Genomic DNA, 21,663 nt, shown 5'->3' with positions numbered 1-21,663 from the left:
CTCGCATTGTCGACAATGGCCGCGCGCAATCGCCCGTGGCCAGGCCCGATGCACAAGTTTGGTTGGACAAACGGCCGCGGCCATGCCCCGCTTTGGGGCCCCTTGCAGGCCGTTTAGGCTGGCATATCGCTTGCAGACACTGTTCGCGCAAAACAGGCACGAACAGGAGAGCAAACATGCCGCACCACAGGTCGCAACGCCAGAATCCGCAGCAGAGCACGCAGCAGTCAGCGCAGCAGTCAGCGCAGGAGGCGCAGCAGGACACGCACCGGCGCGCGGACGCGCCGAGCCTTCAGGCCAGCGCGGCACCATCGTCGCTGCGCCGCCGAATGCTGCGGCTGGGCACGGTGCTCGGCACCGCGATGGTGCTGTCGACACAATGGGCCACGCCGGCCCATGCACAGGCGGCGACCAAGGTCCGCTTCCAGCTCGACTGGCGCTTCGAGGGGCCATCGGCGCTGTTCCTGCTCGGCGAGCAGAAGGGCTACTACAAGGCCGAGAAGCTCGATGTGTCGATCGACGCCGGCAATGGCTCGGGCAATGTGGTCAACCGCGTGGCCTCCGGCACCTATGACATGGGCTTCGCCGACCTCGCCTCGGTGATGGAGTTCTACGGCAACAACCCGGACGCGAAGAACAAGCCGGTCGCCGTGATGATGGTCTACAACAACACGCCGGCCGCCGTGCTGGCGCTGAAGAAGTCCGGCATCAAGGCGCCGAAGGACCTCGCCGGCAAGAAGCTCGGCGCGCCGGTGTTTGACGCCGGCCGCCGCGCCTTCCCGATCTTCGCCAAGGCCAACGGCCTGCAGGCATCGAGCTTCAACTGGCAGGCGATGGACCCGACGCTGCGCGAGACCATGCTGACGCGCGGCGATCTCGACGCGATCACCGGCTTCTCGTTCACCTCGATCCTGAACCTCAATGCGCGCGGCGTGAAGGACGAGGACATCGTGGTGCTGCCGTACCCGCAATACGGCGTCAAGCTGTACGGCAATGCCGTGATCGCGTCGGAGGACTTCCTGAAGAAGAACCCGGAGGCGGTCAAGGCCTTCCTGCGGGCCTTCGCCAGATCGGCGCGCGACGTGATCGCCAGGCCGGAGGAGGGCATCAAGGCAGTCAAGGCGCGCGACGGCATCATCGACGAGAAGCTCGAGGTCCGGCGCCTGAAGCTGGCGCTCGACAGCGTGGTCAAGTCCCCCCGACGCCCGCGCCGACGGCTTCGGCCGCGTCAACAAGCCGCGCCTGTCGCTGATGGCCTCGCAGGTGGCTGATGCGTTCGGCACCAAGGGGCGGATCAATCCGGATGCGCTGTGGACCGACGCCTATCTGCCGTCGGCGGCGGAACTGGACGTGCTGCGATGACGGCCGACCTTGCTGCATCGGCTGCTGCATCGACTACAGCGTCGGCAGCCGCATCGGCCGCGGTATCGACCACGGTCTGCGGCGGCGTGCCGGGGGCACCGGCCGCACCGCCCGCCGCCGACGCCGAAGCTCCCTTCGTCGACTTCAATCGCGTCTGGCTGGCCTACAACGACGAGCTGGCCCGCCAGGGCGAGTTCGCGGTCGAGGACATCTCGCTGCAGGTGCGGCCGGGCGAGTTCATTGCGATCGTCGGGCCGTCGGGCTGCGGCAAGTCGACCTTCATGAAGCTGGCGACGGGCCTGAAGCCGGCCACGCGCGGTGTGGTGAAGATCGCCGGCGAGAAGGTGACCGGCCCGCTGAAGATGGTTGGCATGGCCTTCCAGGCGCCGACGCTGCTGCCGTGGCGCACCACGCTGCAGAACGTGATGCTGCCGCTGGAGATCGTCGAGCCGTACCGCTCGACGCTGCGGGCGCGGCGCGACGAATACGTCGAGCGCGCCCGCACGCTGCTGCGCACCGTTGGGCTGGCCGGCTACGAGGACAAGTACCCGTGGCAGCTGTCGGGCGGCATGCAGCAGCGCGCGTCGATCTGCCGCGCGCTGATCCACGAGCCGCGCATGCTGCTGCTGGACGAGCCGTTCGGCGCGCTCGACGCCTTCACCCGCGAGGAGCTGTGGTGCGTGCTGCGCGACCTGTGGCAGGCGCAGCGGTTCAACGTGATCCTGGTCACCCACGACCTGCGCGAGGCGGTGTTCCTCGCCGACACGGTCTACGTGATGAGCCAGCGGCCGGGCCGCATCCTGATGCGCAAGCCGATCGCGCTGCCGCGTCCCCGCGATCTCGAACTGACCTATACCGAACCCTTCGCCGATCTGGTGCACATGCTGCGCGAGAAGATCGGCCATGTCCGCCAGCACTGAGATGACCACGCTGACCGATTCGACCCAGCGGCGCGTGGAGCGCGTCGCCCCCTGGCTGCTGCTGGCCGCCTGCCTGCTGCTGTGGCAAGGCGCCTGCATGATCTTCGAGGTGTCCGACTTCATCCTGCCCAGCCCGGCGGCCATCGTGGTATCGCTGGTCGACTACTGGGACGTGATCGCCGTCCATGCGTGGCGCACCTTCTGGACCACGATGGTGGGCTTCGGCATCGCCATCGCGGTCGGCGTGGTGCTGGGCCTGCTGATGGGCTCGTCGCGGCTCGCGTATGCGGCCGGCTACCCGTTGATGACCGCGTTCAACGCGCTGCCCAAGGCGGCCTTCGTGCCGATCGTGGTGGTGTGGTTCGGCCTCGGCGCCGGTCCCGCGATCCTGACGGCGTTCCTGATCTCGTTCTTCCCGGTGATGGTCAATATCGCCACCGGGCTGGCGACGCTGGAGCCCGAGCTGGAGGACGTGCTGCGCGTGCTGGGCGCCCGGCGCACCGACGTGCTGTTCAAGGTCGGCCTGCCGCGCGCGATGCCGTACTTCTTCGCCTCGCTGAAGGTAGCCATCACGCTGGCCTTCGTCGGCACCACGGTGTCGGAGATGAACGCCGCCAACGAGGGCATCGGCTATCTGCTGGTATCGGCCGGCTCGGCGATGAAGATGCCGCTGGCCTTCGCCGGCCTGGTGGTGATCGCGGTGATGGCGATGGCGATGTACGAGCTGTTTGCCGTGCTGGAGAAGCGGATGACCGGGTGGGCGCATCGGGGGTGAGGCCCGGGACGTCGCTTAAACGTACTCCAGCGGCAGCGCCGTCGTGTACTTGATCTGCTCCATCGCGAAGCTCGAACTGACGTCGGCGAGCTCCGCTCCCTGGATCAGCCGCTTGTAGACGCGGTCGTAGGCGGCGATGTCCGGCACCACCACGCGCAGCAGGTAGTCGGTGTCGCCGGCCATCCGGTAGAACTCGGTGACCTCCGGGATCGATGCCACCAGCCCGTGAAAGGTCTTGAGCCACTTGGCGCTGTGCTGGTTGGTGCGGACCGACACGAACACGGTGACGCCGACGTTCAGCTTGGCGGCATCGAGCAGCGCCACGCGCTTGCGGATCACGCCGCTCTCCTGCAGCTTCTGCACGCGGCGCCAGCAGGGCGTCGAGGTCAGCCCCACCCGTTCGGCCAGTTCGGCCACCGGCAGGTCGGCGTTCTGTTGCAGCTCGGCCAGGATCTGGCGGTCGTATCGGTCAAATCGGTCCATTGCGCTGGCTCCGTCGGTGTTGCGAGGTTCGGTGGATCGCGATCCGGCGGGCCCACTGCGTCCCCCAGCCGCGGCGCACGGCGTCATGACGCGCTAGCCGGTCGCCACCAGCAGGTTGATGCCGGTGGCGATCTGCGCGGCCTCGACGCCGTACAGATGCAGCGAGACGGCGATGTCGCCGGCCTCGCCCTCGCCCTGGCCCATGCCCTGGCCCATGCCCTGGCCCATGCCCTGGTCCATGCGCCGGTCCATGGCCCGGCCCGGATGGCCGAGCGAGTGGATATGCCCAAGGCCGGCCGGCACGCTGAACACCGCGCCCGGCTCCCGCACGACGCCGCCGCTCGGCCGCGCGACCTGCGCCGCCTCGTCCCAGCGGTAGTGCCGCTCGTACAGCGAGCCCTGCAGCACGCGGTAGGCGCACCAGGTGCGGTGCCCGTGCACGGGGCTCGCCTGGCCCGGGCGCCAGACCAGCAGCATCGCCGAGAAGCGCGCCATCGGATCGGCATAGATCAGGTGGCGCGTATAACCGTCCGGACTGCCGGCGCGCGCGGCCGCGGGCAACAGCGCCAGCAGCGCGTCGGCGTCGTCGCCGAGGCAGGCCTGGACTTGCGCCGCCACGGTCCGCGCGCTGTCGTCGAACACCCGTGCCAGCGCCGGCGACAGCGCGGACAGCGCGGATGGTTCGGACGCTGCGCACGACGGCGGCAGCATGGCCGGCGAGCCGGCGGATTGCGGCGAGGACGGGCGCGGCTGCGATTCGGCGTGCAGGCTGGACATGGAGACTCCGGAGGGCAAGAGAGCGGATGGGTCCGATCATAGCCAGCGAGGCCGAGCAAGCCGATCTAAAATGTGGTGCCGAAGCGATCCATTGGGGAATGATATTCCGGTTCGATCGCTAGCTCTAGAATATTTTTGCGCCGGCGGCCGGCGGGAGATAATGCGCCATGGAAATCAAATGGCTTGAAGACTTCGTCAGCCTGGCGGAGACGCACAGCTTCTCGCGCTCGGCCGAGCTGCGGCACGTGACCCAGCCCGCCTTCTCGCGCCGCATCCAGTCGCTCGAGGCCTGGCTCGGCACCGAGCTGATCGACCGCTCCAGCTATCCGACCAACCTGACGCCGGCCGGCAAGGTGTTCTACGAGCAGGCGCTGGCGATGCTGGCCCAGGTCAGCGAGACCCGTGCGCTGATGCGCGGCCAGCGCTCCGCGAATGCGCAGATGCTCGAATTCGCGGTGCCCCACACGCTGTCGCTGACGTTCTTTCCCGAATGGCTGAAGGCGCTGGAGCGGCAGGTCGGCACGCTGGCCTGCCGGCTGCGCGCGCTGAACGTGCACGACGCGGTGCTGATGCTGGTCGAGGGCGGCTGCGACCTGGTGATGGTCTACCACCATCCGCGCCAGGCGATCCAGCTCGATCCCTCGCACTACGACATGCTGGTGCTCGGCGTCGAACGGATGTCCCCGTTCAGCGTGCCGGACGCCAGCGGCAAGCCGCTGTACCGGCTGCCGGGCACCGACCGCAAGCCGGTGTCCTTCCTCAGCTATACGCCGAACGCCTTCCTCGGCCGGATGGTCGAGATGCTGCTGTCGGATACCAGCGAGTCGTTCAAGCTGGACAAATGCTACGAGACCGATATGGCCGAGGCGCTCAAGGTGATGGCGCTGGCCGGCCACGGTCTGGCCTTCCTGCCCGAGAGCGCCGTGCGGGAGGAGGTCGCGCAGGGCCGGCTGGTGCGGGCCGAGGGACCGCGTGCGGCGCCGCTGTCGATCGAGATGGAGATCCGGCTGTACCGGGCGCGGCCCGGCGAGCATGGCAACGACCGGCGCGGCAGCCAGCTGCGCCGCAAGCGCGAGCTGGTCGACCGCATCTGGGCCAGCCTGTCTGCCGGCGCGGCGCCGATCGAGGGCGGGGCGGGCTGACTCCAAAGGCGCCGCCGCGAACGCTGCCCGGCACCCCACTTTGGAAGGGAGTGCCGCCCGGCGAAAGGTTATGCATTTCCTGCATGACCGAATGAACAAACGGCATTGGATTTCCCGAGGGCGGCGCCCCTAAGCTTGTCGCCATTCCATCTCCGGATTTCCATGATGTCTTCCGATTCGCCCATCATCACCGCCTCCGCGCATTCCGTCCCTTCCTATCTGAACGCCGACAACCTCGGCCCCTGGGGCATCTACCTGCAACAGGTCGACCGCGTGACCCCCTACCTGGGGTCGCTGGCCCGCTGGGTCGAAACGCTCAAGCGCCCCAAGCGCGCGCTGGTGGTCGACGTGCCGATCGAAATGGATGACGGCACCATCGCCCACTTCGAGGGCTACCGCGTCCAGCACAACACCTCGCGCGGCCCGGGCAAGGGCGGCGTGCGCTTCCACCAGGACGTGACGCTGTCCGAGGTGATGGCGCTGTCGGCCTGGATGTCGATCAAGAACGCCGCCGTCAACGTGCCGTACGGCGGCGCCAAGGGCGGCATCCGCGTCGACCCGCGCAAGCTGTCGCGCGCCGAGCTCGAGCGCGTGACGCGCCGCTATACCAGCGAGATCAACATCATCATCGGGCCGAACAAGGACATCCCGGCCCCCGACGTCAACACCAACGAGCAGGTGATGGCGTGGATGATGGACACCTATTCGATGAACGAGGGCAGCACGTCGACCGGCGTGGTCACCGGCAAGCCGATCTCGCTGGGCGGCTCGCTGGGCCGCCGCGAGGCGACCGGCCGCGGCGTGTTCGTCGTGGGCGCCGAGGCGGCGCGCAACCTGGGCCTGGAAATCAAGGGCGCGCGCATCGTCGTGCAGGGCTTCGGCAACGTCGGCAGCGTCGCCGCCAAGCTGTTCCATGAGGCCGGCGCCAAGGTCATCGCGGTGCAGGACCACAAGACCGCGCTGTTCGACCCGGCGGGCCTGGACGTGCCGGCGCTGATCGAACACGTCGCCCACAACGGCACCATCGACGGCTTCCGCGCCGAGACCATCAGCGCCGAGCAGTTCTGGCAGACCGAGAGCGAGATCCTGATCCCGGCCGCGCTGGAAGGCCAGATCACCGCCGCCAACGCGCCCCACATCAAGACCCGCATGGTCATCGAGGGCGCCAACGGCCCGACCACGCCGGAGGCTGACGATATCCTGCGCGAGCGCAATATCCTGGTGGCGCCGGACGTGATCGCCAACGCGGGCGGCGTCACGGTGTCGTACTTCGAATGGGTGCAGGACTTCTCCAGCTTCTTCTGGACCGAAGAGGAGATCAACCAGCGGCTGGTACGGATCATGCAAGAGGCGTTCCGCTCCATCTGGCAGGTCGCGCAGGAGAACAAGGTCACGCTGCGGACCGCGGCGTTCATCATTGCCTGTACCCGTATCCTGCAGGCGCGTGAAATGCGCGGCCTGTATCCCTGATCGCCCAGCGCGATATCGGGGCAATCGGACCCGCGCCAGTGCAAGCGGCATGCTGCGATGCACCAAGGCGGGGTCCGGACGACAAGCGAGGCGGCAGCCGGAGATTCCGGCTGCCGCTTTTTTTATTACAGCCGCGTGGCGCAGCCGATTGCCGGACAGCGGCGGCTAGGGAAATACCCGTTGTATTGGAGCGTCGGCTTGCGCAATACTATTTCGTCGGCGGCACGTTTCTTGTAGAGTCCCGCCTTTCTCTCATGGTCAAGGAGATGTTATGAAGGTTGCCAAACTGGCTGCGCTGATGATTGCGGCAGGCGTGCTGTGCGGTACCGCACAAGCGGCCGAGCAATTGACCGGCACGCTGAAGAAGATCAAAGACACGGGTGTCATTACGCTGGGCGTGCGGGAATCGTCGATCCCCTTCAGCTATAACCTCGGCGGCGTCCGCACCGTCGGCTACTCCTATGACATCAACGTCAAGATCGTCGAGGCGATCAAGGACCAGCTGAAGCTGCCGAACCTGCAGGTCAAGGAAATTCCGATCACCTCGCAGAACCGCATTTCGCTGCTGCAGAACGGCACCATCGATATCGAGTGCGGCTCGACCACCAATAACCTCGACCGCCAGAAGCAGGTTTCCTTCAGCAATACCATCTTCATCATCGGCACCCGCTTCATGACCAAGAAGGACAGCGGGATCAAGGACTGGGCCGACCTGAAGGGCAAGAACGTCGTCACCACCGCGGGCACCACGTCCGAGCGCCTGCTGCGCACGATGAACGACCAGCAGAAGCTGGGCATGAACATCATCAGCACCAAGGACCACGGCCAGTCGTTCCTGACGCTGGAGTCGGGCCGCGCGGCCGCCTTCATGATGGACGACGCGCTGCTGTACGGCGAGCGCGCCAAGGCCCGCAACCCGGCCGACTGGGTCGTCACCGGCAAGCCGCAGTCGCGCGAATCGTACGGCTGCATGCTGCGCAAGGACGATGCTCCGTTCAAGAAGGTTGCCGACACGGTGATCGCCAATCTGATGAAGACCGGCGAGATCAACAACCTCTACGCCAAGTGGTTCACCCAGCCGGTGCCGCCGAAGGGCCTGAACCTGGACTTCCCGATGTCCGACGACATGAAGGCACTCATCAAGAACCCGAACGACAAGGCGCTCGACTGATTCGGCTCCAGTCACGCGTGTGAAACGGAAGGCGTGCGCGAAGGCATGTCCTTCCGTTTCTTTTTGAGGACGCATCATGAATTACAACTGGCATTGGGGTGTTTTCCTCGAAGAAGCCGCGATGAACGAGACCTATCTGGACTGGATGATTTCCGGTCTGAAGGTCACCATCGCGCTCGGCCTGACTTCGTGGGTGATCGCCCTGATCATCGGCTCGATTCTCGGCGTATTGCGCACGGTTCCGAATAAATTCCTGTCGGGTATCGCGGCCACCTACGTCGAAATCTTCCGCAATATTCCGCTGCTGGTGCAGCTGTTCATCTGGTATTTCGTCATTCCCGAATTGCTGCCGTTCGGCGAATCGATCAAGCAGATGAATCCGTTCACCCAGCAATTCCTGGCCGCGATGTTCTGCCTCGGTACGTTTACCGCCGCGCGGATCTGCGAACAGGTGCGCTCGGGCATCAACTCGCTGCCGCCGGGACAGCGCAACGCCGGCCTGGCGATGGGCTTCACGTTGCCGCAGACCTATCGCTACGTGCTGCTGCCGATGTCGTTCCGCGTCATCGTGCCGCCGCTGACCTCCGAATTCCTGAACATCTTCAAGAACTCGGCGGTGGCGTCGACGATCGGCCTGCTGGAACTGGCGGCGCAAGGGCGCCAGCTGGTCGACTACACGGCGCGGCCGTACGAGTCCTTCATCGCGGTCACGCTGATGTACGCGCTGATCAATATCGTCGTCATGCTGGGAATGCGCTGGGTGGAAAAGCGCACGCGCGTGCCGGGCTTCATCGGCAGCAAGTAAGGGGAACGCGATGGCTTATTCATTCGACTTCACCTCGATCAACGCCGATACGCTGCACGTGCTCGGCGAGGGCATGATGGTGTCGCTCAAGATCACCGCCACCGCGGTGGTGGTCGGCATCGTCTGGGGCACCATCCTCGCGATGATGCGCCTGTCCTCCGTCAAGCCGCTGAACTGGTTTGCGCAGGGCTACGTCACCGTGTTCCGCTCGATACCGCTGGTGATGGTGCTGCTCTGGTTCTTCCTGATCATTCCGCAGGTGCTGCAGGGGATCTTCAATTTGTCGCCCGCGACCGATCTGCGCATGACGTCCGCGCTGGTCGCGTTCGCGCTGTTCGAGGCGGCCTATTACTCGGAGATCATCCGCGCGGGCATCCAGAGCGTGTCGCGCGGCCAGATGTACGCCGCGCAGGCGCTCGGCATGACCTATGGGCAGACCATGCGGCTGGTGGTGCTGCCGCAGGCGTTCCGCAACATGGTGCCGCTGCTGCTGACGCAGGGCATCATCCTGTTCCAGGATACCTCGCTGGTCTACGTCAGCGCGCTGGCCGATTTCTTCGGCCAGGCGTATGGCATCGGCGAACGCGATGGCCGCATCGTCGAGATGCTGCTGTTTGCGGGTCTGGTCTATTTCGTGATCTGTTTTTCCGCATCGTTGCTGGTCAAGCGATACCAGAAAAAGGTGGCTGTATGATCGAAATCAATAACGTCTCCAAGTGGTACGGCTCCTTCCAGGTGCTGACCGATTGCACCACCCGCGTGGCCAAGGGCGAAGTGGTGGTGGTGTGCGGCCCGTCCGGTTCGGGCAAGTCCACGCTGATCAAGACCGTCAATGCGCTCGAGCCCTTCCAGAAGGGCGAGATCTTCGTCGACGGCACGCCGGTCGGCGGACCGAAGACCGATCTGCCGAAGCTGCGTTCGCGCGTCGGCATGGTGTTCCAGAACTTCGAGCTGTTTCCGCACCTGTCGATCACCGAGAATCTGACCATCGCGCAGATCAAGGTGCTGGGCCGCTCGCGCGACGAGGCGATGGCCAAGGGCATGAAGTACCTGGAGCGCGTGGGCCTGAAGAACCAGGCCAACAAGTTTCCGGGTCAGCTGTCGGGCGGCCAGCAGCAGCGCGTGGCGATCGCGCGCGCGCTGTCGATGGATCCGATCTGCATGCTGTTCGACGAGCCTACCTCGGCGCTGGACCCGGAGATGGTCAATGAAGTGCTCGACGTGATGGTGCAGCTGGCCCACGAGGGCATGACGATGATGTGCGTGACCCACGAAATGGGCTTTGCCCGCAAGGTGGCGAACCGCGTGATCTTCATGGACCAGGGCCACATCGTCGAGGACACGCCGAAGGAGGAGTTCTTCGGCAATATCGAGGCGCGTTCGGAGCGGGCCCGCCAGTTCCTGTCGAAGATCCTGCAGCACTGAGGAGAGGGCTCCCTCTCCCCGGCCCCTCTCCCGCCTGCGGGAGAGGGGGCGTCAACTCCCCCTCAAGTACAGGCCGAATTGGCCGCGTTGCGCGCCTGCACCTCGGGCGGAATCGGCACCGTCAGCGTCATCGTCGGCTGCCCGGCCTCGAACATCATCAATTCCCCCGGCGCGAACGGCGTCCACACTTCATCGTCGGTCAGCGGCGCGGTGGCGATCACCGCCACGCGGTCTTCCGGCGTGGTCACCTGGGCAAAGTCGATCGACAGGTCCGCATCGATCAGATGCGCGGTCGAGAACGGCCACTGGCGCACCAGGTAATACAGCCGCGTCGAACAGTGCGCGAACAGCGCCTGCCCATTGCTCAGCAGATAGTTGAAGACGCCGTACAGCGTGATTTCGCGCGTGATGTCGGCCAGCGCGTGGCACAGCTCGTTCAGCGGCGGCTGCGAGCCGGGGAAACGCTTGCGCAGGCCCTGCATCAGCGCGCAGAACGCCAGCTCGCTGTCGGTGTCGCCGACCGGCTGATAGACGCCCGACAGGAACGGCGCGAAGCCCTTCAGGTCGCCGTTGTGGGCGAAGATCCAGTGGCGGCCCCACAGCTCGCGCATGAACGGATGGCAGTTCTCCAGCCGCACCGTGCCCTGCGTGGCCTTGCGGATATGGGAGATGACGTTCTTCGACTTGATCGGGTAGTTCTTGATCAGTTCGGCCACCGGCGAGGTGCCCGCCGACTGGTTGTCGATGAACAGGCGGCAGGCCTTGTCCTCGAAGAAGGCCACGCCAAAGCCGTCGGCATGATGATCGGTGACGCCGCCGCGCGCGGCGAAGCCGGTGAAGGAGAACGTCACGTCGGTCGGCGTGGCGCAGTTCATGCCGAGCAGCTGGCACATGGCGTGGGACCGGGACGGCGTGAGGGCCGGCCGATTGCAATAGAATTGCGACATTATCCCGCCGGGCCGGGCGTTCTGCCAAGCACGTCCGCGGCCGTCGGCGCGTCCGCCGGCGTGGCCGCCAGAGGCAGCCGAATCGCCCGGCGATCCGCTTTCATCGGCCGCTATCCGCTGCCACCAGCCGCTACTTCGCTGCAACGAGCTTAACCAGCTTCAACCCGCCTCAACCAGCCTCCACCATCGAGCCCTCCGCCATGAGCCAATACAAGATTGCCGTGATCCCTGGAGACGGGATCGGCACCGAAGTGATGCCCGAAGGCGTCCGCGTGATGGATGCCGCCGCGCGCCGCTTCGGCATCGACCTGCAGTGGGACCATTTCGATTTTTCCAGCTGCGACTATTACGCCCGCCACGGCAAGATGCTGCCGGACGACTGGTTCGACACGCTCTCGCGCTACGACGCGATCTATTTCGGCGCGGTCGGCTGGCCGGCCACGGTGCCCGACCATGTGTCGCTGTGGGGCTCGCTGCTGCAGTTCCGGCGCACCTTCGACCAGTACGTGAACCTGCGCCCGGTCCGGCTGATGCCGGGCATCCGCAGCCCGCTGGCCGACCGCAAGCCCGGCGACATCGACTTCTACGTGGTGCGCGAGAACACCGAGGGCGAGTATTCCAGCATCGGCGGCCGCATGGTTCCCCGGCACCGAGCGCGAGGTCGTGATCCAGGAAACGGTGATGAGCCGGATCGGCGTGGACCGCATCCTGAAGTTCGCCTTCGAGCTGGCCAGAAAGCGTCCGAAGAAGCATCTGACCTCGGCCACCAAGTCCAACGGCATCTCGATCACGATGCCGTACTGGGACGAGCGGGTCGAGGCGATGGCGGCGAACTATCCGGACCTGAAGGTCGACAAGTACCACATCGACATCCTGACCGCGAACTTCGTGCTGCATCCGGACTGGTTCGACGTGGTGGTGGCCAGCAACCTGTTCGGCGACATCCTGTCGGACCTCGGGCCGGCCTGTACCGGCACCATCGGCGTCGCGCCGTCGGCCAATATCAATCCGGAGCGGACGTTTCCCAGCCTGTTCGAGCCGGTCCACGGCTCGGCGCCCGATATTGCCGGCCGTGGCATCGCCAATCCGATCGGGCAGATCTGGTGCGGGGCGATGATGCTCGAACACCTGGGGCATGCCGATGCCGGCGCGGCGGTGCTGGGCGCGATCGAATCGGTGCTGGCCGCCGGGCCCGCGCACGCGCCGCTGACGCGCGATATCGGCGGCAACGCCGGCACTGCCGACCTCGGCCGCGCGATCGCGGAAGCGCTGTGAGCGAGGCCGCCAAGCCGGGCATGGACCCGCGCGCGCTGCTGCGCGCGAGCTTCGATGCGGCGGTCGCGGCCGCGGATCCGCTGCGCATCGTCGCCGCGCACCTGCCGCCGCCGAGCCGCGAGGGCCGCACGCTGGTGGTCGGCGCCGGCAAGGCCGCGGCGTCGATGGCGGTGGCGGTCGAACGCGCCTATGCCGGCGCCGGCGTGGCACTGGAAGGGCTGGTGGTCACGCGCTACGCGCATGGCCTGCCGACCGAGCATGTGCGCGTCATCGAGGCCGGCCATCCGGTACCGGACGAGGCCGGCGAGCGCGCCGCCGCGGAAATCCTGGCCAGCGTGCAGGCGCTCGGCCCCGAGGACCGGCTGATCGTGCTGGTCTCCGGCGGCGGCTCCAGCCTGCTGTCGCTGCCGGCGGAGGGCGTGTCGATGGCCGATCTGCGCGCCACCACGCAGGAACTGCTGCGCTGCGGGGCGCCGATCACCGAGATGAACGTGGTGCGCAAGCATCTGTCGCGCATCCAGGGCGGGCGCCTGGCCCAGGCCAGCCGCGCGCCGGTGACCACGCTGATCGTCTCGGACGTTGCCGGCGACGATCCCAGCGCCATCGCTTCCGGTCCGACCGTTGCCGATCCGAGTACCTACGACGATGCGCTGGCGATCCTGCGCCGCTATGAGGCCCGCGTGCCGCCCCCGGTGCAGGCCTATCTGGAAGCCGGCGCGCGCGGCGAGCATGCCGAGACGCCGAAGCCCGGCGATCCGCTGTTCGCGCGCGTCGACAACCGCATGATCGCCACCGCGCACGGCAGCCTGGCGGCCGCCGCCGAGGTGTTCCGCACGCACGGCGTGACCCCGGTGATCCTGGGCGACACCGTCACGGGCGAGGCCCGCGAGGTGGCGCGCGTCTACGCGGCGCTGGTGCGCGAAATCCGCGCGTACAATGCGCCGTTTGCCGCGCCGGTGGCGCTGATCTCCGGCGGCGAATGCACCGTGACGCTGCCCAAGGACGGCGCCGGACGGGCCCGCGGCGGCCGCTGCTCCGAATTCCTGCTGTCGCTGGCGATCGAACTGGAGGGCGTGGCCGGCGTGCATGCGATCGCCGCCGATACCGACGGCATCGACGGCTCGGAGGACAATGCCGGCGCGCTGGCCGATCCCGGCACGCTGGCCCGCGCCGAAGCGGCCGGCATGCCGGCGCGCCGCCAGCTGGAGGCGCACGATGCCTGGGGCCTGTTCGATGCGATCGGCGACCTGGTCGTGACCGGGCCGACCCGCACCAACGTCAACGACTACCGCGCCATCCTGATCCTGTAATCGCCGATCGTCCACGCCGCCCGCCGCCGCTGCGGACCGCTGCCGACCGCTCAACCCCACGCTTTCGATTTGCCGAAGTCATGACCCAGACCCTGACCATCACCCGCCCCGACGACTGGCACCTGCACCTGCGCGACGGCGCCGCTCTCGCAGCCGTGCTGCCCGATACCGCGCGCCAGTTCGCCCGCGCCATCGTGATGCCGAACCTGAAGCCGCCGGTCACCACGGTGGCGCAGGCTCAGGCCTACCGCGCCCGCATCCTCGCCGCGCTGCCGGCCGGCCTGTCGTTCGAGCCGCTGATGACGCTGTACCTGACCGACAACACGCAGGCCGACGAAATCGTCGCGGCCAAGGCGAGCGGCTTCGTCCATGCGGTGAAGCTGTATCCGGCCGGCGCCACCACCAACAGCGATGCCGGCGTGACTGACATCCGCCGCTGCAGCGCGGCGCTGGAGGCGATGCAGCGCGTCGGCCTGCCGCTGCTGGTGCACGGCGAGGTCACCGACAGCGAGATCGACCTGTTCGATCGCGAGGCGGTCTTCATCGAGCGCGTGATGACGCCGCTGCGCCGCGATTTCCCGGGGCTGAAGGTCGTGTTCGAACACATCACGACCAAGGACGCGGCCGACTACGTGCGCGAGGCCGAAGGGCCGATCGGCGCGACCATCACCGCGCATCACCTGCTGTACAACCGCAACGCGATCTTCATCGGCGGCATCCGCCCGCATTACTACTGCCTGCCGGTGCTCAAGCGCGAGACCCATCGCCAGGCGCTGGTGGCGGCCGCGGTATCGGGCAACCCGCGCTTCTTCCTCGGCACCGACAGTGCGCCGCACGCGCGCGGCCTGAAGGAGCACGCCTTGCGGCTGCGCGGGCTGCTATACCGCGCTGCATGCGATGGAGTTGTATGCCGAGGCCTTCGATGCCGCCGGCGCGCTCGACAAGCTGGAAGGCTTCGCCAGTTTCCACGGGCCCGACTTCTACGGCCTGCCGCGCAATACCGGCACGCTGACGCTGCGGCGCGAGCCGTGGCAGCTGCCCGAAGCGCTGCCGTACGGCGAGACGGAGCTGGTGCCGCTGCGGGGCGGCGAGACGCTGCAATGGAAGGCCGCGCTGGCCGCCTGAGCGGTGGGCGGTCCCAGCGCTGAGCGGGCCGTCGAGGGCCTGCAGCCTGCTGTCCAGGGCCTCACGCCTGCTGTCGACCTGGCGCAGCGGCTGGCCCGGGTCGATTGGTCCCGGCCCTGGTTTGCGCCGTTCGCGCGGGCGGGCGCCGCGATCGCGGCCGAGGTCGGCCAGGGCCGGCCGGTTCATGCGGCTCTCGATGCCTGTGCCGCCGCACAGGGGCTGACCAATGCCGCCGGTCTGCCGCTGCGCTTCGTCCCGCAGCACACGCTGCCGCCCGGCAGCGCCTACGAGGCCCATATCCACGCGCACGGCGAGGTGCCGACGCGCGAGAACCTGCACGACTTTTTCAACGGCCTGATCTGGCTGCATTTCCCGCGCACGAAGGCGATGCTGAACCGGCTGCAGGCCACGGCCATCGCCGCGCACGGCGTGCAGCCCACGCGCGGGCCGTTGCGCGACGCGGCGACGCTGTTCGACGAGAACGCGGTGCTGTTCGTCTGCGCCGAGCCGCGGCTGGAGGCGGCGCTAAGAGGATTTCGCTGGCGCGAACTGTTCATCGACGGCCGCAACGCGTGGCCTGATCGCTGCGCGGTGGTGCCGTTCGGCCATGCGCTGCTGGAAAAACTGGTCGCACCCTACAAGTCAATCACGGCGCACGCCTGGCCGATCGCCCGTTCGCTCGCCGATCCGCATCCGGCCACGGCGCAGACGCTGGATGGGCCGCTCGCCGAGATGCTCGCGCAGGCGCGGCTGCGGGGCCGGAGCAGCTTCGCGCCGCTGCCGGTGCTCGGCATTCCGCACTGGTGGCCGGCCAATGCCGATCCGGCTTTCTACGACGACACCACGGTGTTCCGCCCCGGCCGCCGCGGTCCCAGTGGTCCCAGTGGTCCCAGTGGTCCCGGCGGTATCAGCGGTCCCGGCGGTATCCACGGTATCGGCAATGCAAGCGGTACTGGCGAGGCCGGCGCGACCGGCGGGATCGACCCAAAGGTGCTAGACTGCGGCCCGCGAAGCAGGACAGACAACCGCTGCTCGCCCGGCAACGGGCGAGGGGAGGAAAGTCCGGACTCCACAGGGCAGGGTGGTGGCTAACAGCCATCCACGGCAACGTGCGGAATAGGGCCACAGAGACGAGTCTTCGCGCCGGGTTTTGCCCGGTGCGAAGGGTGAAACGCGGTAACCTCCACCCGGAGCAATCCCAAATAGGCAGACGATGAAGCGGCCCGCCGAGTCTGCGGGTAGGGAGCTGGAGCCGGCCGGTAACGGTCGGCCTAGAGGAATGGTTGTCACGCGCGCGCGGATCGCAAGGCCCGTGCGTCGCGCACAGAATCCGGCTTATCGGCCTGCTTCGCTTCGAATTCGCTTCCCGGTGCGGCGCGCCGGGAACGCCTCAAAGGCGCCGACGCGCCAGTATCAAGCTTTCCGGTCTTACACCTCGACCAGTTCGACGCTGTGGCTGATCTCGGCCGTCTTGGCCAGCATGATCGACGCCGAGCAGTACTTGTCGTGCGACAGCTGCACCGCGCGTTCGACGGTCGCCGGGTTCAGGTTGCGGCCGGTCACCGTGAACTTGAAGTGGATGCGGGTGAACACCTTCGGATCCTCGGCGGCCCGGTCTGCCTGCAGCGTGACGGAGCAGCCGCGCACGTCGTGGCGTCCGCGCTTCAGGATCAGCACCACGTCATAGGCGGTGCAGCCGCCGGTGCCGAGCAGCACCATCTCCATCGGCCGCGGCGCCAGGTTGTGACCGCCGCCCTCCGGGGGCACCGTCCATCGCGACGAGGTGACCGCTGCCGGTCTGCGCCACGAAGCTCATGCCGTCGTTGCCCATCCAGGTGACCTTGCATTCCATTTCGTTCGTTCCTGCTCTCAATGTTTCGTTTCGATGCTGCGATGCGCGTGCATCGAGCGCTTGCATTTTCCTCAAATTTTCCTTGCGCCGTGTGGTGTCTTTGCCGCTCGAACGGGCGGAAAACCGAGGGAAACCTCTAAGATGTCAGTTTGATGACATCTCGGCCTACCCGTAAGTTCTTGAATCTTAAGCTTTTCTGCTGGCTGTCGTCGCCGTGACAATTTTTTTGCATTACGAAATGCCATTTCGCACTGCAAATTTTCTTGCATCGCACAAGCCGTCATGTATAATTCCAACCATTGAACGACGGCGCGCCGATGGCCCGCCAGAGTGCGAAAGCGAAGGGTGGTCGAAGCGACCGAGGCAGTTTCCCGACGCCAGCCCGCACCGCCGGCCCCGTCCCGTTGTTCTCCCAGTGTCTCCTCCACCCTCCTCCTTTGGTGGATTCAAACCCAAGCCTCAGCGGCTTGGGTTTTTTTCGCCCCTGCGCCGCTTCCTTTCCTGGAAAAAGCGGTCCGCGAGACACTGCATGCCCCGATCTCTTGACGGCAAACGCATTGTTTGCTTGTGCCGGGCGGCGAACCGCAAGTATAATCGAGGGCTTTTCCGTCATGCCCGCGGAAGAAGAACTCAGGGAGAGCCTGCACACACAAGCAGGAAGGTCAGGTCCAAAGGGCCGGCCGACGACGAAAGTCATGTTACGGGCAGGTTCTACAAGTCTCAGGAAAGATCATGAAAACCTTTTCCGCCAAGCCTCATGAGGTAAAGCGCGACTGGTTCGTGATTGACGCGACGGACAAAGTCCTCGGCCGTGTCGCCAGCGAAGTGGCACGCCGTCTGCGCGGCAAACACAAGCCGGAATTTACTCCGCACGTCGACACGGGCGATTACATCATCGTCGTCAACGCGGCCAAACTGCGTGTCACCGGCACGAAGGAAACCGACAAGAAGTACTACCGCCACTCGGGCTACCCGGGCGGTATCTACGAAACCACGTTTGGCAAGATGCAACAGCGCTTCCCGGGCCGCGCCCTGGAGAAGGCTGTCAAGGGCATGCTGCCGAAGGGTCCGCTGGGCTATGCGATGATCAAGAAGCTGAAGGTGTACGCCGAAGCCGAGCATCCGCATGAAGCGCAGCAGCCCAAGGCGCTGGAAATCTAAGGGGGGCCATCCATGATCGGAAATTGGAACTACGGTACTGGCCGCCGCAAGAGCGCTGTGGCTCGTGTCTTCATCAAGTCGGGCAAGGGCGACATCGTCGTCAATGGCAAGCCCATCAACGAGTACTTCGCTCGCGAAACCTCGCTGATGATCGTGCGCCAGCCGCTCGAACTGACCGCCCACGCACAGACCTTCGACATCAAGGTCAACGTGACCGGCGGCGGCGAAACCGGCCAGGCCGGTGCGGTGCGCCACGGCATCACCCGCGCGCTGATCGACTATGACGCCACGCTGAAGTCCGCGCTGTCCAAGGCCGGCTTCGTCACCCGCGATGCGCGTGAAGTCGAGCGCAAGAAGGTCGGTCTGCACAAGGCACGTCGTCGCAAGCAGTTCTCGAAGCGTTGATGCGCCGGGCAAGCCGGGATCCTGTCCCGGATTGCGCAGCCAGCAAGAACCGCACGCCTGTCGTGCGGTTTTTGTTTTGGTAGCGTCGCTGTCTGGAGCGTCGTTGCCTGGTGCGCCTTTGCTTTGGAGCATCGTTGCCAGCAGCGTTGTTGCCGCATCACGGTGGTACGGGCAGTTGGCCGCACAATGCATCGTCATGGATACAATGGCGCTTTCCCAAGTTTCCCAGTGAGGCCGCGATGCTGTTTTCGAAGAAGAAAGGGTTGACGATCGACACCCTGATCGGTCGCCAGACCGTCGTCGAAGGCGACCTCCACTTCTCGGGCGGCCTGCGGCTCGACGGCCGCGTGCGCGGCAACGTGCTGGCCGTGGCCGATCAGCCCAGCATGCTGGTGGTCAGCGAGACCGGCGTGGTCGAGGGCGAGGTCAAGGTCGGCCATCTGGTGCTGAACGGCACGGTGACCGGTCCGGTCCATGCGGCCGAGCTGCTGGAACTGCAGCCGCAGGCCCGTGTGCAGGGCGAAGTGCATTACGCGGCTCTGGAAATGCACCAGGGCGCGATTGTCGAGGGCCGTCTGGTTCCGCTCGGGAACACCGAGCCCAAGCAGTTGCCCAACTTGGAAACTGGCCGCAGGCAGCGAAGAAAGCGCCTGAGGCCGCGCGCCCGGAAATGCGCGTGAACCATGCCCCTTGAATCGATGGGGGGATCGGCACGATCTTTCCAGTGCGCTTAGAATACCGGCGTATCTAAATAGGAGAACCCCATGAACGCAGTCGCAGAGGCACCCGTTACCGAGGACGTGCCGGCCCCGTTCGTCTTTACCGACAGCGCCGCCGACAAGGTCAAGCAGTTGATCGAGGAAGAGGGCAATGCCGATCTGAAACTGCGCGTCTTCGTGCAGGGCGGCGGTTGTTCCGGCTTCCAGTACGGCTTCACGTTCGACGAGGAAGTGAACGAGGACGACACCACGATGGTCAAGAACGGCGTCACCCTGTTGATCGACTCGATGAGCTACCAGTATCTGGTCGGCGCGGAGATCGACTACAAGGAAGACATCAACGGCGCCCAGTTCGTGATCAAGAACCCGAACGCCACGACCACCTGCGGTTGCGGCTCGTCGTTCTCGGTCTGACGCCAGTCCGCCTCGGCAAAGAAAAAGCGCACCGGCCGGTGCGCTTTTTTTGCCCCTCTTTATTGCTCCATCGGTTGCTCGGTCTGTTGCCGCTTCGGTTGCCCCCTCCTGTCAGCCCCTGCTGTTACCCCCCAATTTCCGGCGGCGGCTGCGGGTCTTACTGCGTCGCCCGCCAGACCACCGGAAACCAGTCCTCGCGCATGCGCTCTCCGTCGGCGAGCCCGATGCCCGGGAAGGGCGGCGAGGTGCGGCCCGGGCGGGCGATGTAGCGCACATCGTCGCCGAGAAAGCGCGCCGAAAACGCGCGCCGGCGTCCGGTGCCGGTATTGCCGGCGGCGCCATGGACGGTGCGGAAATCGAACACCACCGCGTCGCCCGGCTCCAGCTCCGGCGTCAGGATCCGGTGCGAACCGTCCTCGACGTCGGGCATCTCCATGAAGGCGTCGTCGCCGGCATAGAAGTTGTCGTTGCTGGCCCAGCGCTTGGGCCGCACTAGCCTGGGCCAGCGATGCGAGCCGAGCACCACGCGCAGCGTGTTCGCGGTGGTGACGGGGTCCAGCGGGATCCAGTAGCTGGCGGTCTGGCAGCCGTCGACGCAGTAATAGGGCAGGTCCTGATGCCAGGGCGTCGGCTTCGCCGTACCGGGTTCCTTGACCAGGATGTGCTCGTGGAAGACCTGGGCTGCTTGCGAGCGCATCAGCTGTCCCGCGATCGCGGCGGCTGGCGATTCCCGCATGAAGGCCGCGAAGGCGGGAATGCGCTGCCAGTTGCAGTAGTCCTCGAAGAAGCGGCCGCTCTCGCCGCTGCGCACGTTCTCGATGGCAAACGGCCCCGGCGCCGCCAGGTTCTGCTCAAACCCTTCGCGCAACCGCTCGACCCAGCCGCTGAAGGCCCCCCGTAGGACCAGCGCGCCGTCGCGCTGGTAGGTCTCGATCTGCGTGGCGCTGATTTCCATGGCTCCCCCTGAGTGATATCGGTCTGCCACGACAGTATCGAGGGCCCTTCTGAATAGGAAAAGCATATATTCTCTATGCTTCAATATAGCCAAGCTCTATAGAGCGGCCGCGACCCCTATCTCGACCCCAACCCCCGGGACCGTACCGTGTTCCGGATCCCGAGCCCCTAGGCCCAGCCCGCCACGCCCACGATGATCGCCTTCTCCTTCCGCCAGCTCGAGTACTTTGTCGCCGTCGCCGAGCAGGGCAGCATCAGCGGCGCGGCGCGGGTGCGCCACGTTTCCCAGCCATCGGTGTCGCTGGCGATCGGCCAGCTGGAACAGATCCTCGGCACGCCACTGTTTCGCCGGCAGGTCAGCCGCGGCCTGGCGCTGACGCCGGCGGGCCAAAGGCTGCTGGAGCGCGCCCGCGACATCCTCGCGCTGGCGGCGGGCATCGGCGCGGACGAGGGCGAGGCGGCGACGCTGAGCGGCCAGCTGTCGCTGGTCTGCTTCCAGGATCTCGGTCCCTACCATGTGCCGGCGCTGCTGGCCGGATTTCGCGCCCGCCATCCGGGCGTCGCCGTGACGCTGTTCGAGGCGGACCTGGCCACGGTCGCGCGCACGCTGCACGCCGGCAAGGCGGAGCTTGCGCTGACCTACGACCTCGGCTTCGATCATCGCGTGCTGCGCTGGCGTCTTGCCGAGCTGGCGCCCTACGCGCTGCTGCCGGCCGAGCATCCGCTGGCCGCGCAAGCGGACGTCAGCCTGGTCGAGCTCGCCGGCGAGCGGCTGATCCTCGAGGACATTGCGCAGACGCGCGAGTACTTCCTGTCCCTGTTCTGGGCCCACGGCCTGTACCCGCAACTGCATCAGTACACGCAGACCTTCGAGATGCAGCGCGGCCTCGTCGCGCACGGCTATGGCGTGGCGCTGTCGTGCACGCGGCCGGCCGGCGATCGCAGCTACGACGGCACGCCGATCGCCTGCCGCCCATTGCGCGAGACCGTGACGCCGCAGCGCGTGGTGCTGGCGCGGGCGGAATCGATCCGGCCCTCGCCGGTGGCGGAGGCCTTCATTCGATGGGTCGAGCAGGAACGGGGTGCCGTGGCGTTGCACGAGGAGGGGGCAGGCCGGCGCGGCCCGCTGAGACCGGTCCGCAGGTCCGCCGGTCCGCCGGTCCGCCGGTCC

General features: G+C 66.5%; 17 protein-coding genes, 1 other RNA gene and 6 pseudogenes. 19 read left to right on the top strand and 5 right to left on the bottom strand.

What is annotated here, in order from left to right; genetic code table 11:
* Window positions 1-329: 329 nt before the first annotated feature.
* The 3 genes and pseudogenes from OJJOAM_RS06535 to OJJOAM_RS06525 all read left to right on the top strand — a co-directional run bounded on the left by OJJOAM_RS06535 (window position 330) and on the right by OJJOAM_RS06525 (window position 3,057).
* Window positions 330-1,362: pseudogene (locus tag OJJOAM_RS06535) on the top strand (ABC transporter substrate-binding protein).
* Window positions 1,359-2,282, top strand: coding sequence for an ABC transporter ATP-binding protein (locus OJJOAM_RS06530; protein ID WP_422649261.1), 924 nt, complete (start codon window positions 1,359-1,361; stop codon window positions 2,280-2,282). Before OJJOAM_RS06535 ends, OJJOAM_RS06530 begins: the two are co-directional and overlap by 4 nt.
* A gap of 1 nt (window position 2,283) precedes the next feature.
* A complete protein-coding gene (locus tag OJJOAM_RS06525; protein ID WP_422649519.1) occupies window positions 2,284-3,057 on the top strand; it encodes an ABC transporter permease in 774 nt (257 codons plus the stop codon).
* 15 nt (window positions 3,058-3,072) lie between these two features.
* Here OJJOAM_RS06525 and OJJOAM_RS06520 read toward each other — a convergent pair whose 3' ends face one another.
* Window positions 3,073-3,540 (bottom strand): Lrp/AsnC family transcriptional regulator, encoded by a 468-nt coding sequence (locus OJJOAM_RS06520; RefSeq protein ID WP_422649260.1) that lies wholly within the window; start codon window positions 3,538-3,540, stop codon window positions 3,073-3,075.
* A gap of 93 nt (window positions 3,541-3,633) precedes the next feature.
* Window positions 3,634-4,251, bottom strand: coding sequence for a cysteine dioxygenase (locus OJJOAM_RS06515; RefSeq protein WP_422649518.1), 618 nt, complete (start codon window positions 4,249-4,251; stop codon window positions 3,634-3,636).
* A gap of 233 nt (window positions 4,252-4,484) precedes the next feature.
* Between OJJOAM_RS06515 and OJJOAM_RS06510 the strand changes: the two genes are divergently transcribed.
* The 6 genes from OJJOAM_RS06510 (at window position 4,485) to OJJOAM_RS06485 (ending at window position 10,330) form a co-directional block, all read left to right on the top strand.
* The gene (locus tag OJJOAM_RS06510) at window positions 4,485-5,459 is read left to right on the top strand and encodes a LysR substrate-binding domain-containing protein (protein ID WP_149317659.1); all 975 of its coding nucleotides are present in this window, start codon (window positions 4,485-4,487) and stop codon (window positions 5,457-5,459) included.
* Window positions 5,460-5,624: 165 nt separating this feature from the next.
* Window positions 5,625-6,929 (top strand): Glu/Leu/Phe/Val family dehydrogenase, encoded by a 1,305-nt coding sequence (locus OJJOAM_RS06505; RefSeq protein WP_149317660.1) that lies wholly within the window; start codon window positions 5,625-5,627, stop codon window positions 6,927-6,929.
* Window positions 6,930-7,200: 271 nt separating this feature from the next.
* The gene (locus OJJOAM_RS06500; protein WP_422649259.1) at window positions 7,201-8,100 is read left to right on the top strand and encodes a glutamate/aspartate ABC transporter substrate-binding protein; all 900 of its coding nucleotides are present in this window, start codon (window positions 7,201-7,203) and stop codon (window positions 8,098-8,100) included.
* A gap of 76 nt (window positions 8,101-8,176) precedes the next feature.
* A complete protein-coding gene (locus OJJOAM_RS06495; RefSeq protein WP_053821098.1) occupies window positions 8,177-8,905 on the top strand; it encodes an amino acid ABC transporter permease in 729 nt (242 codons plus the stop codon).
* Between the two features lie 10 nt (window positions 8,906-8,915).
* Complete coding sequence (gene gltK, locus OJJOAM_RS06490; RefSeq protein ID WP_149317662.1) at window positions 8,916-9,599, top strand: glutamate/aspartate ABC transporter permease GltK; 684 nt, start codon at window positions 8,916-8,918, stop codon at window positions 9,597-9,599.
* On the top strand, window positions 9,596-10,330 hold the full coding sequence (locus tag OJJOAM_RS06485) for an amino acid ABC transporter ATP-binding protein (RefSeq protein WP_422649258.1): 735 nt from the start codon (window positions 9,596-9,598) through the stop codon (window positions 10,328-10,330). Before gltK ends, OJJOAM_RS06485 begins: the two co-directional genes overlap by 4 nt.
* Before the next feature lie 62 nt (window positions 10,331-10,392).
* On the opposite strand, the gene OJJOAM_RS06480 is transcribed toward OJJOAM_RS06485, so the two are convergent.
* The gene (locus OJJOAM_RS06480) at window positions 10,393-11,223 is read right to left on the bottom strand and encodes a class II glutamine amidotransferase (RefSeq protein WP_149317664.1); all 831 of its coding nucleotides are present in this window, start codon (window positions 11,221-11,223) and stop codon (window positions 10,393-10,395) included.
* Between the two features lie 254 nt (window positions 11,224-11,477).
* Between OJJOAM_RS06480 and OJJOAM_RS06475 the strand changes: the two are divergent.
* From OJJOAM_RS06475 to rnpB, 5 genes and pseudogenes are all read left to right on the top strand, one after another.
* A pseudogene (locus tag OJJOAM_RS06475) lies at window positions 11,478-12,552 on the top strand (tartrate dehydrogenase).
* A gap of 20 nt (window positions 12,553-12,572) precedes the next feature.
* Window positions 12,573-13,862, top strand: a complete 1,290-nt coding sequence (locus tag OJJOAM_RS06470) for a glycerate kinase type-2 family protein (protein ID WP_422649517.1) — start codon at window positions 12,573-12,575, stop codon at window positions 13,860-13,862.
* A gap of 80 nt (window positions 13,863-13,942) precedes the next feature.
* Window positions 13,943-14,987 (top strand): annotated as a pseudogene (pyrC, locus tag OJJOAM_RS06465) (dihydroorotase).
* Between the two features lie 39 nt (window positions 14,988-15,026).
* A pseudogene (locus OJJOAM_RS06460) lies at window positions 15,027-15,857 on the top strand (DUF3025 domain-containing protein); the annotation flags it as partial.
* Window positions 15,858-15,996: 139 nt separating this feature from the next.
* Window positions 15,997-16,341, top strand: an RNA gene (gene rnpB / locus OJJOAM_RS06455) — RNase P RNA component class A.
* 74 nt (window positions 16,342-16,415) lie between these two features.
* Here the strand turns inward: rnpB and OJJOAM_RS06450 are convergent.
* Window positions 16,416-16,839, bottom strand: a pseudogene (locus OJJOAM_RS06450) (OsmC family protein).
* A gap of 732 nt (window positions 16,840-17,571) precedes the next feature.
* Here OJJOAM_RS06450 and rplM point away from each other — a divergent pair.
* The 4 genes from rplM to erpA all read left to right on the top strand — a co-directional run bounded on the left by rplM (window position 17,572) and on the right by erpA (window position 19,538).
* Window positions 17,572-18,000 carry a 50S ribosomal protein L13 gene (gene rplM / locus OJJOAM_RS06445; RefSeq protein ID WP_006576930.1) on the top strand — a complete coding sequence of 143 codons (429 nt, stop codon included), beginning with the start codon at window positions 17,572-17,574 and terminating at the stop codon, window positions 17,998-18,000.
* A 12-nt stretch (window positions 18,001-18,012) separates the two neighbouring features.
* On the top strand, window positions 18,013-18,405 hold the full coding sequence (rpsI, locus tag OJJOAM_RS06440; protein WP_006576929.1) for a 30S ribosomal protein S9: 393 nt from the start codon (window positions 18,013-18,015) through the stop codon (window positions 18,403-18,405).
* A 239-nt stretch (window positions 18,406-18,644) separates the two neighbouring features.
* A complete protein-coding gene (locus OJJOAM_RS06435) occupies window positions 18,645-19,085 on the top strand; it encodes a bactofilin family protein (RefSeq protein ID WP_422649257.1) in 441 nt (146 codons plus the stop codon).
* An 84-nt stretch (window positions 19,086-19,169) separates the two neighbouring features.
* Window positions 19,170-19,538: an iron-sulfur cluster insertion protein ErpA gene (erpA, locus tag OJJOAM_RS06430; RefSeq protein WP_149317668.1), complete on the top strand. Its 369-nt coding sequence runs from the start codon at window positions 19,170-19,172 to the stop codon at window positions 19,536-19,538.
* A 157-nt stretch (window positions 19,539-19,695) separates the two neighbouring features.
* On the opposite strand, the gene OJJOAM_RS06425 is transcribed toward erpA, so the two are convergent.
* Entirely contained in the window at window positions 19,696-20,493 is a 798-nt protein-coding gene (locus OJJOAM_RS06425; RefSeq protein ID WP_149317669.1) for a phytanoyl-CoA dioxygenase family protein, read from the bottom strand.
* 192 nt (window positions 20,494-20,685) lie between these two features.
* On the opposite strand from OJJOAM_RS06425, the pseudogene OJJOAM_RS06420 reads away from it, so the two are divergent.
* Window positions 20,686-21,564: pseudogene (locus tag OJJOAM_RS06420) on the top strand (LysR substrate-binding domain-containing protein); the annotation flags it as partial.
* Window positions 21,565-21,663: the final 99 nt, after the last annotated feature.

Origin of the sequence: Cupriavidus sp. H18C1 (assembly GCF_049311595.1) — a bacterium.
Classification (GTDB): domain Bacteria; phylum Pseudomonadota; class Gammaproteobacteria; order Burkholderiales; family Burkholderiaceae; genus Cupriavidus; species Cupriavidus cauae.
This window is presented reverse-complemented; position numbering and strand designations above follow the sequence as displayed.

What these genes read in the sequence shown, in the direction of transcription:
- OJJOAM_RS06530 (WP_422649261.1), top strand. Translation starts at nt 1,359, where the DNA reads ATGACGGCCGACCTTGCTGCATCGGCTGCTGCATCGACTACAGCGTCG.
- OJJOAM_RS06525 (WP_422649519.1), top strand. Translation starts at nt 2,284, where the DNA reads ATGACCACGCTGACCGATTCGACCCAGCGGCGCGTGGAGCGCGTCGCC.
- OJJOAM_RS06520 (WP_422649260.1), bottom strand. Translation starts at nt 3,540, where the DNA reads ATGGACCGATTTGACCGATACGACCGCCAGATCCTGGCCGAGCTGCAA.
- OJJOAM_RS06515 (WP_422649518.1), bottom strand. Translation starts at nt 4,251, where the DNA reads ATGCTGCCGCCGTCGTGCGCAGCGTCCGAACCATCCGCGCTGTCCGCG.
- OJJOAM_RS06510 (WP_149317659.1), top strand. Translation starts at nt 4,485, where the DNA reads ATGGAAATCAAATGGCTTGAAGACTTCGTCAGCCTGGCGGAGACGCAC.
- OJJOAM_RS06505 (WP_149317660.1), top strand. Translation starts at nt 5,625, where the DNA reads ATGTCTTCCGATTCGCCCATCATCACCGCCTCCGCGCATTCCGTCCCT.
- OJJOAM_RS06500 (WP_422649259.1), top strand. Translation starts at nt 7,201, where the DNA reads ATGAAGGTTGCCAAACTGGCTGCGCTGATGATTGCGGCAGGCGTGCTG.
- OJJOAM_RS06495 (WP_053821098.1), top strand. Translation starts at nt 8,177, where the DNA reads ATGAATTACAACTGGCATTGGGGTGTTTTCCTCGAAGAAGCCGCGATG.
- gltK (WP_149317662.1), top strand. Translation starts at nt 8,916, where the DNA reads ATGGCTTATTCATTCGACTTCACCTCGATCAACGCCGATACGCTGCAC.
- OJJOAM_RS06485 (WP_422649258.1), top strand. Translation starts at nt 9,596, where the DNA reads ATGATCGAAATCAATAACGTCTCCAAGTGGTACGGCTCCTTCCAGGTG.
- OJJOAM_RS06480 (WP_149317664.1), bottom strand. Translation starts at nt 11,223, where the DNA reads ATGTGCCAGCTGCTCGGCATGAACTGCGCCACGCCGACCGACGTGACG.
- OJJOAM_RS06470 (WP_422649517.1), top strand. Translation starts at nt 12,573, where the DNA reads ATGGACCCGCGCGCGCTGCTGCGCGCGAGCTTCGATGCGGCGGTCGCG.
- rplM (WP_006576930.1), top strand. Translation starts at nt 17,572, where the DNA reads ATGAAAACCTTTTCCGCCAAGCCTCATGAGGTAAAGCGCGACTGGTTC.
- rpsI (WP_006576929.1), top strand. Translation starts at nt 18,013, where the DNA reads ATGATCGGAAATTGGAACTACGGTACTGGCCGCCGCAAGAGCGCTGTG.
- OJJOAM_RS06435 (WP_422649257.1), top strand. Translation starts at nt 18,645, where the DNA reads ATGCTGTTTTCGAAGAAGAAAGGGTTGACGATCGACACCCTGATCGGT.
- erpA (WP_149317668.1), top strand. Translation starts at nt 19,170, where the DNA reads ATGAACGCAGTCGCAGAGGCACCCGTTACCGAGGACGTGCCGGCCCCG.
- OJJOAM_RS06425 (WP_149317669.1), bottom strand. Translation starts at nt 20,493, where the DNA reads ATGGAAATCAGCGCCACGCAGATCGAGACCTACCAGCGCGACGGCGCG.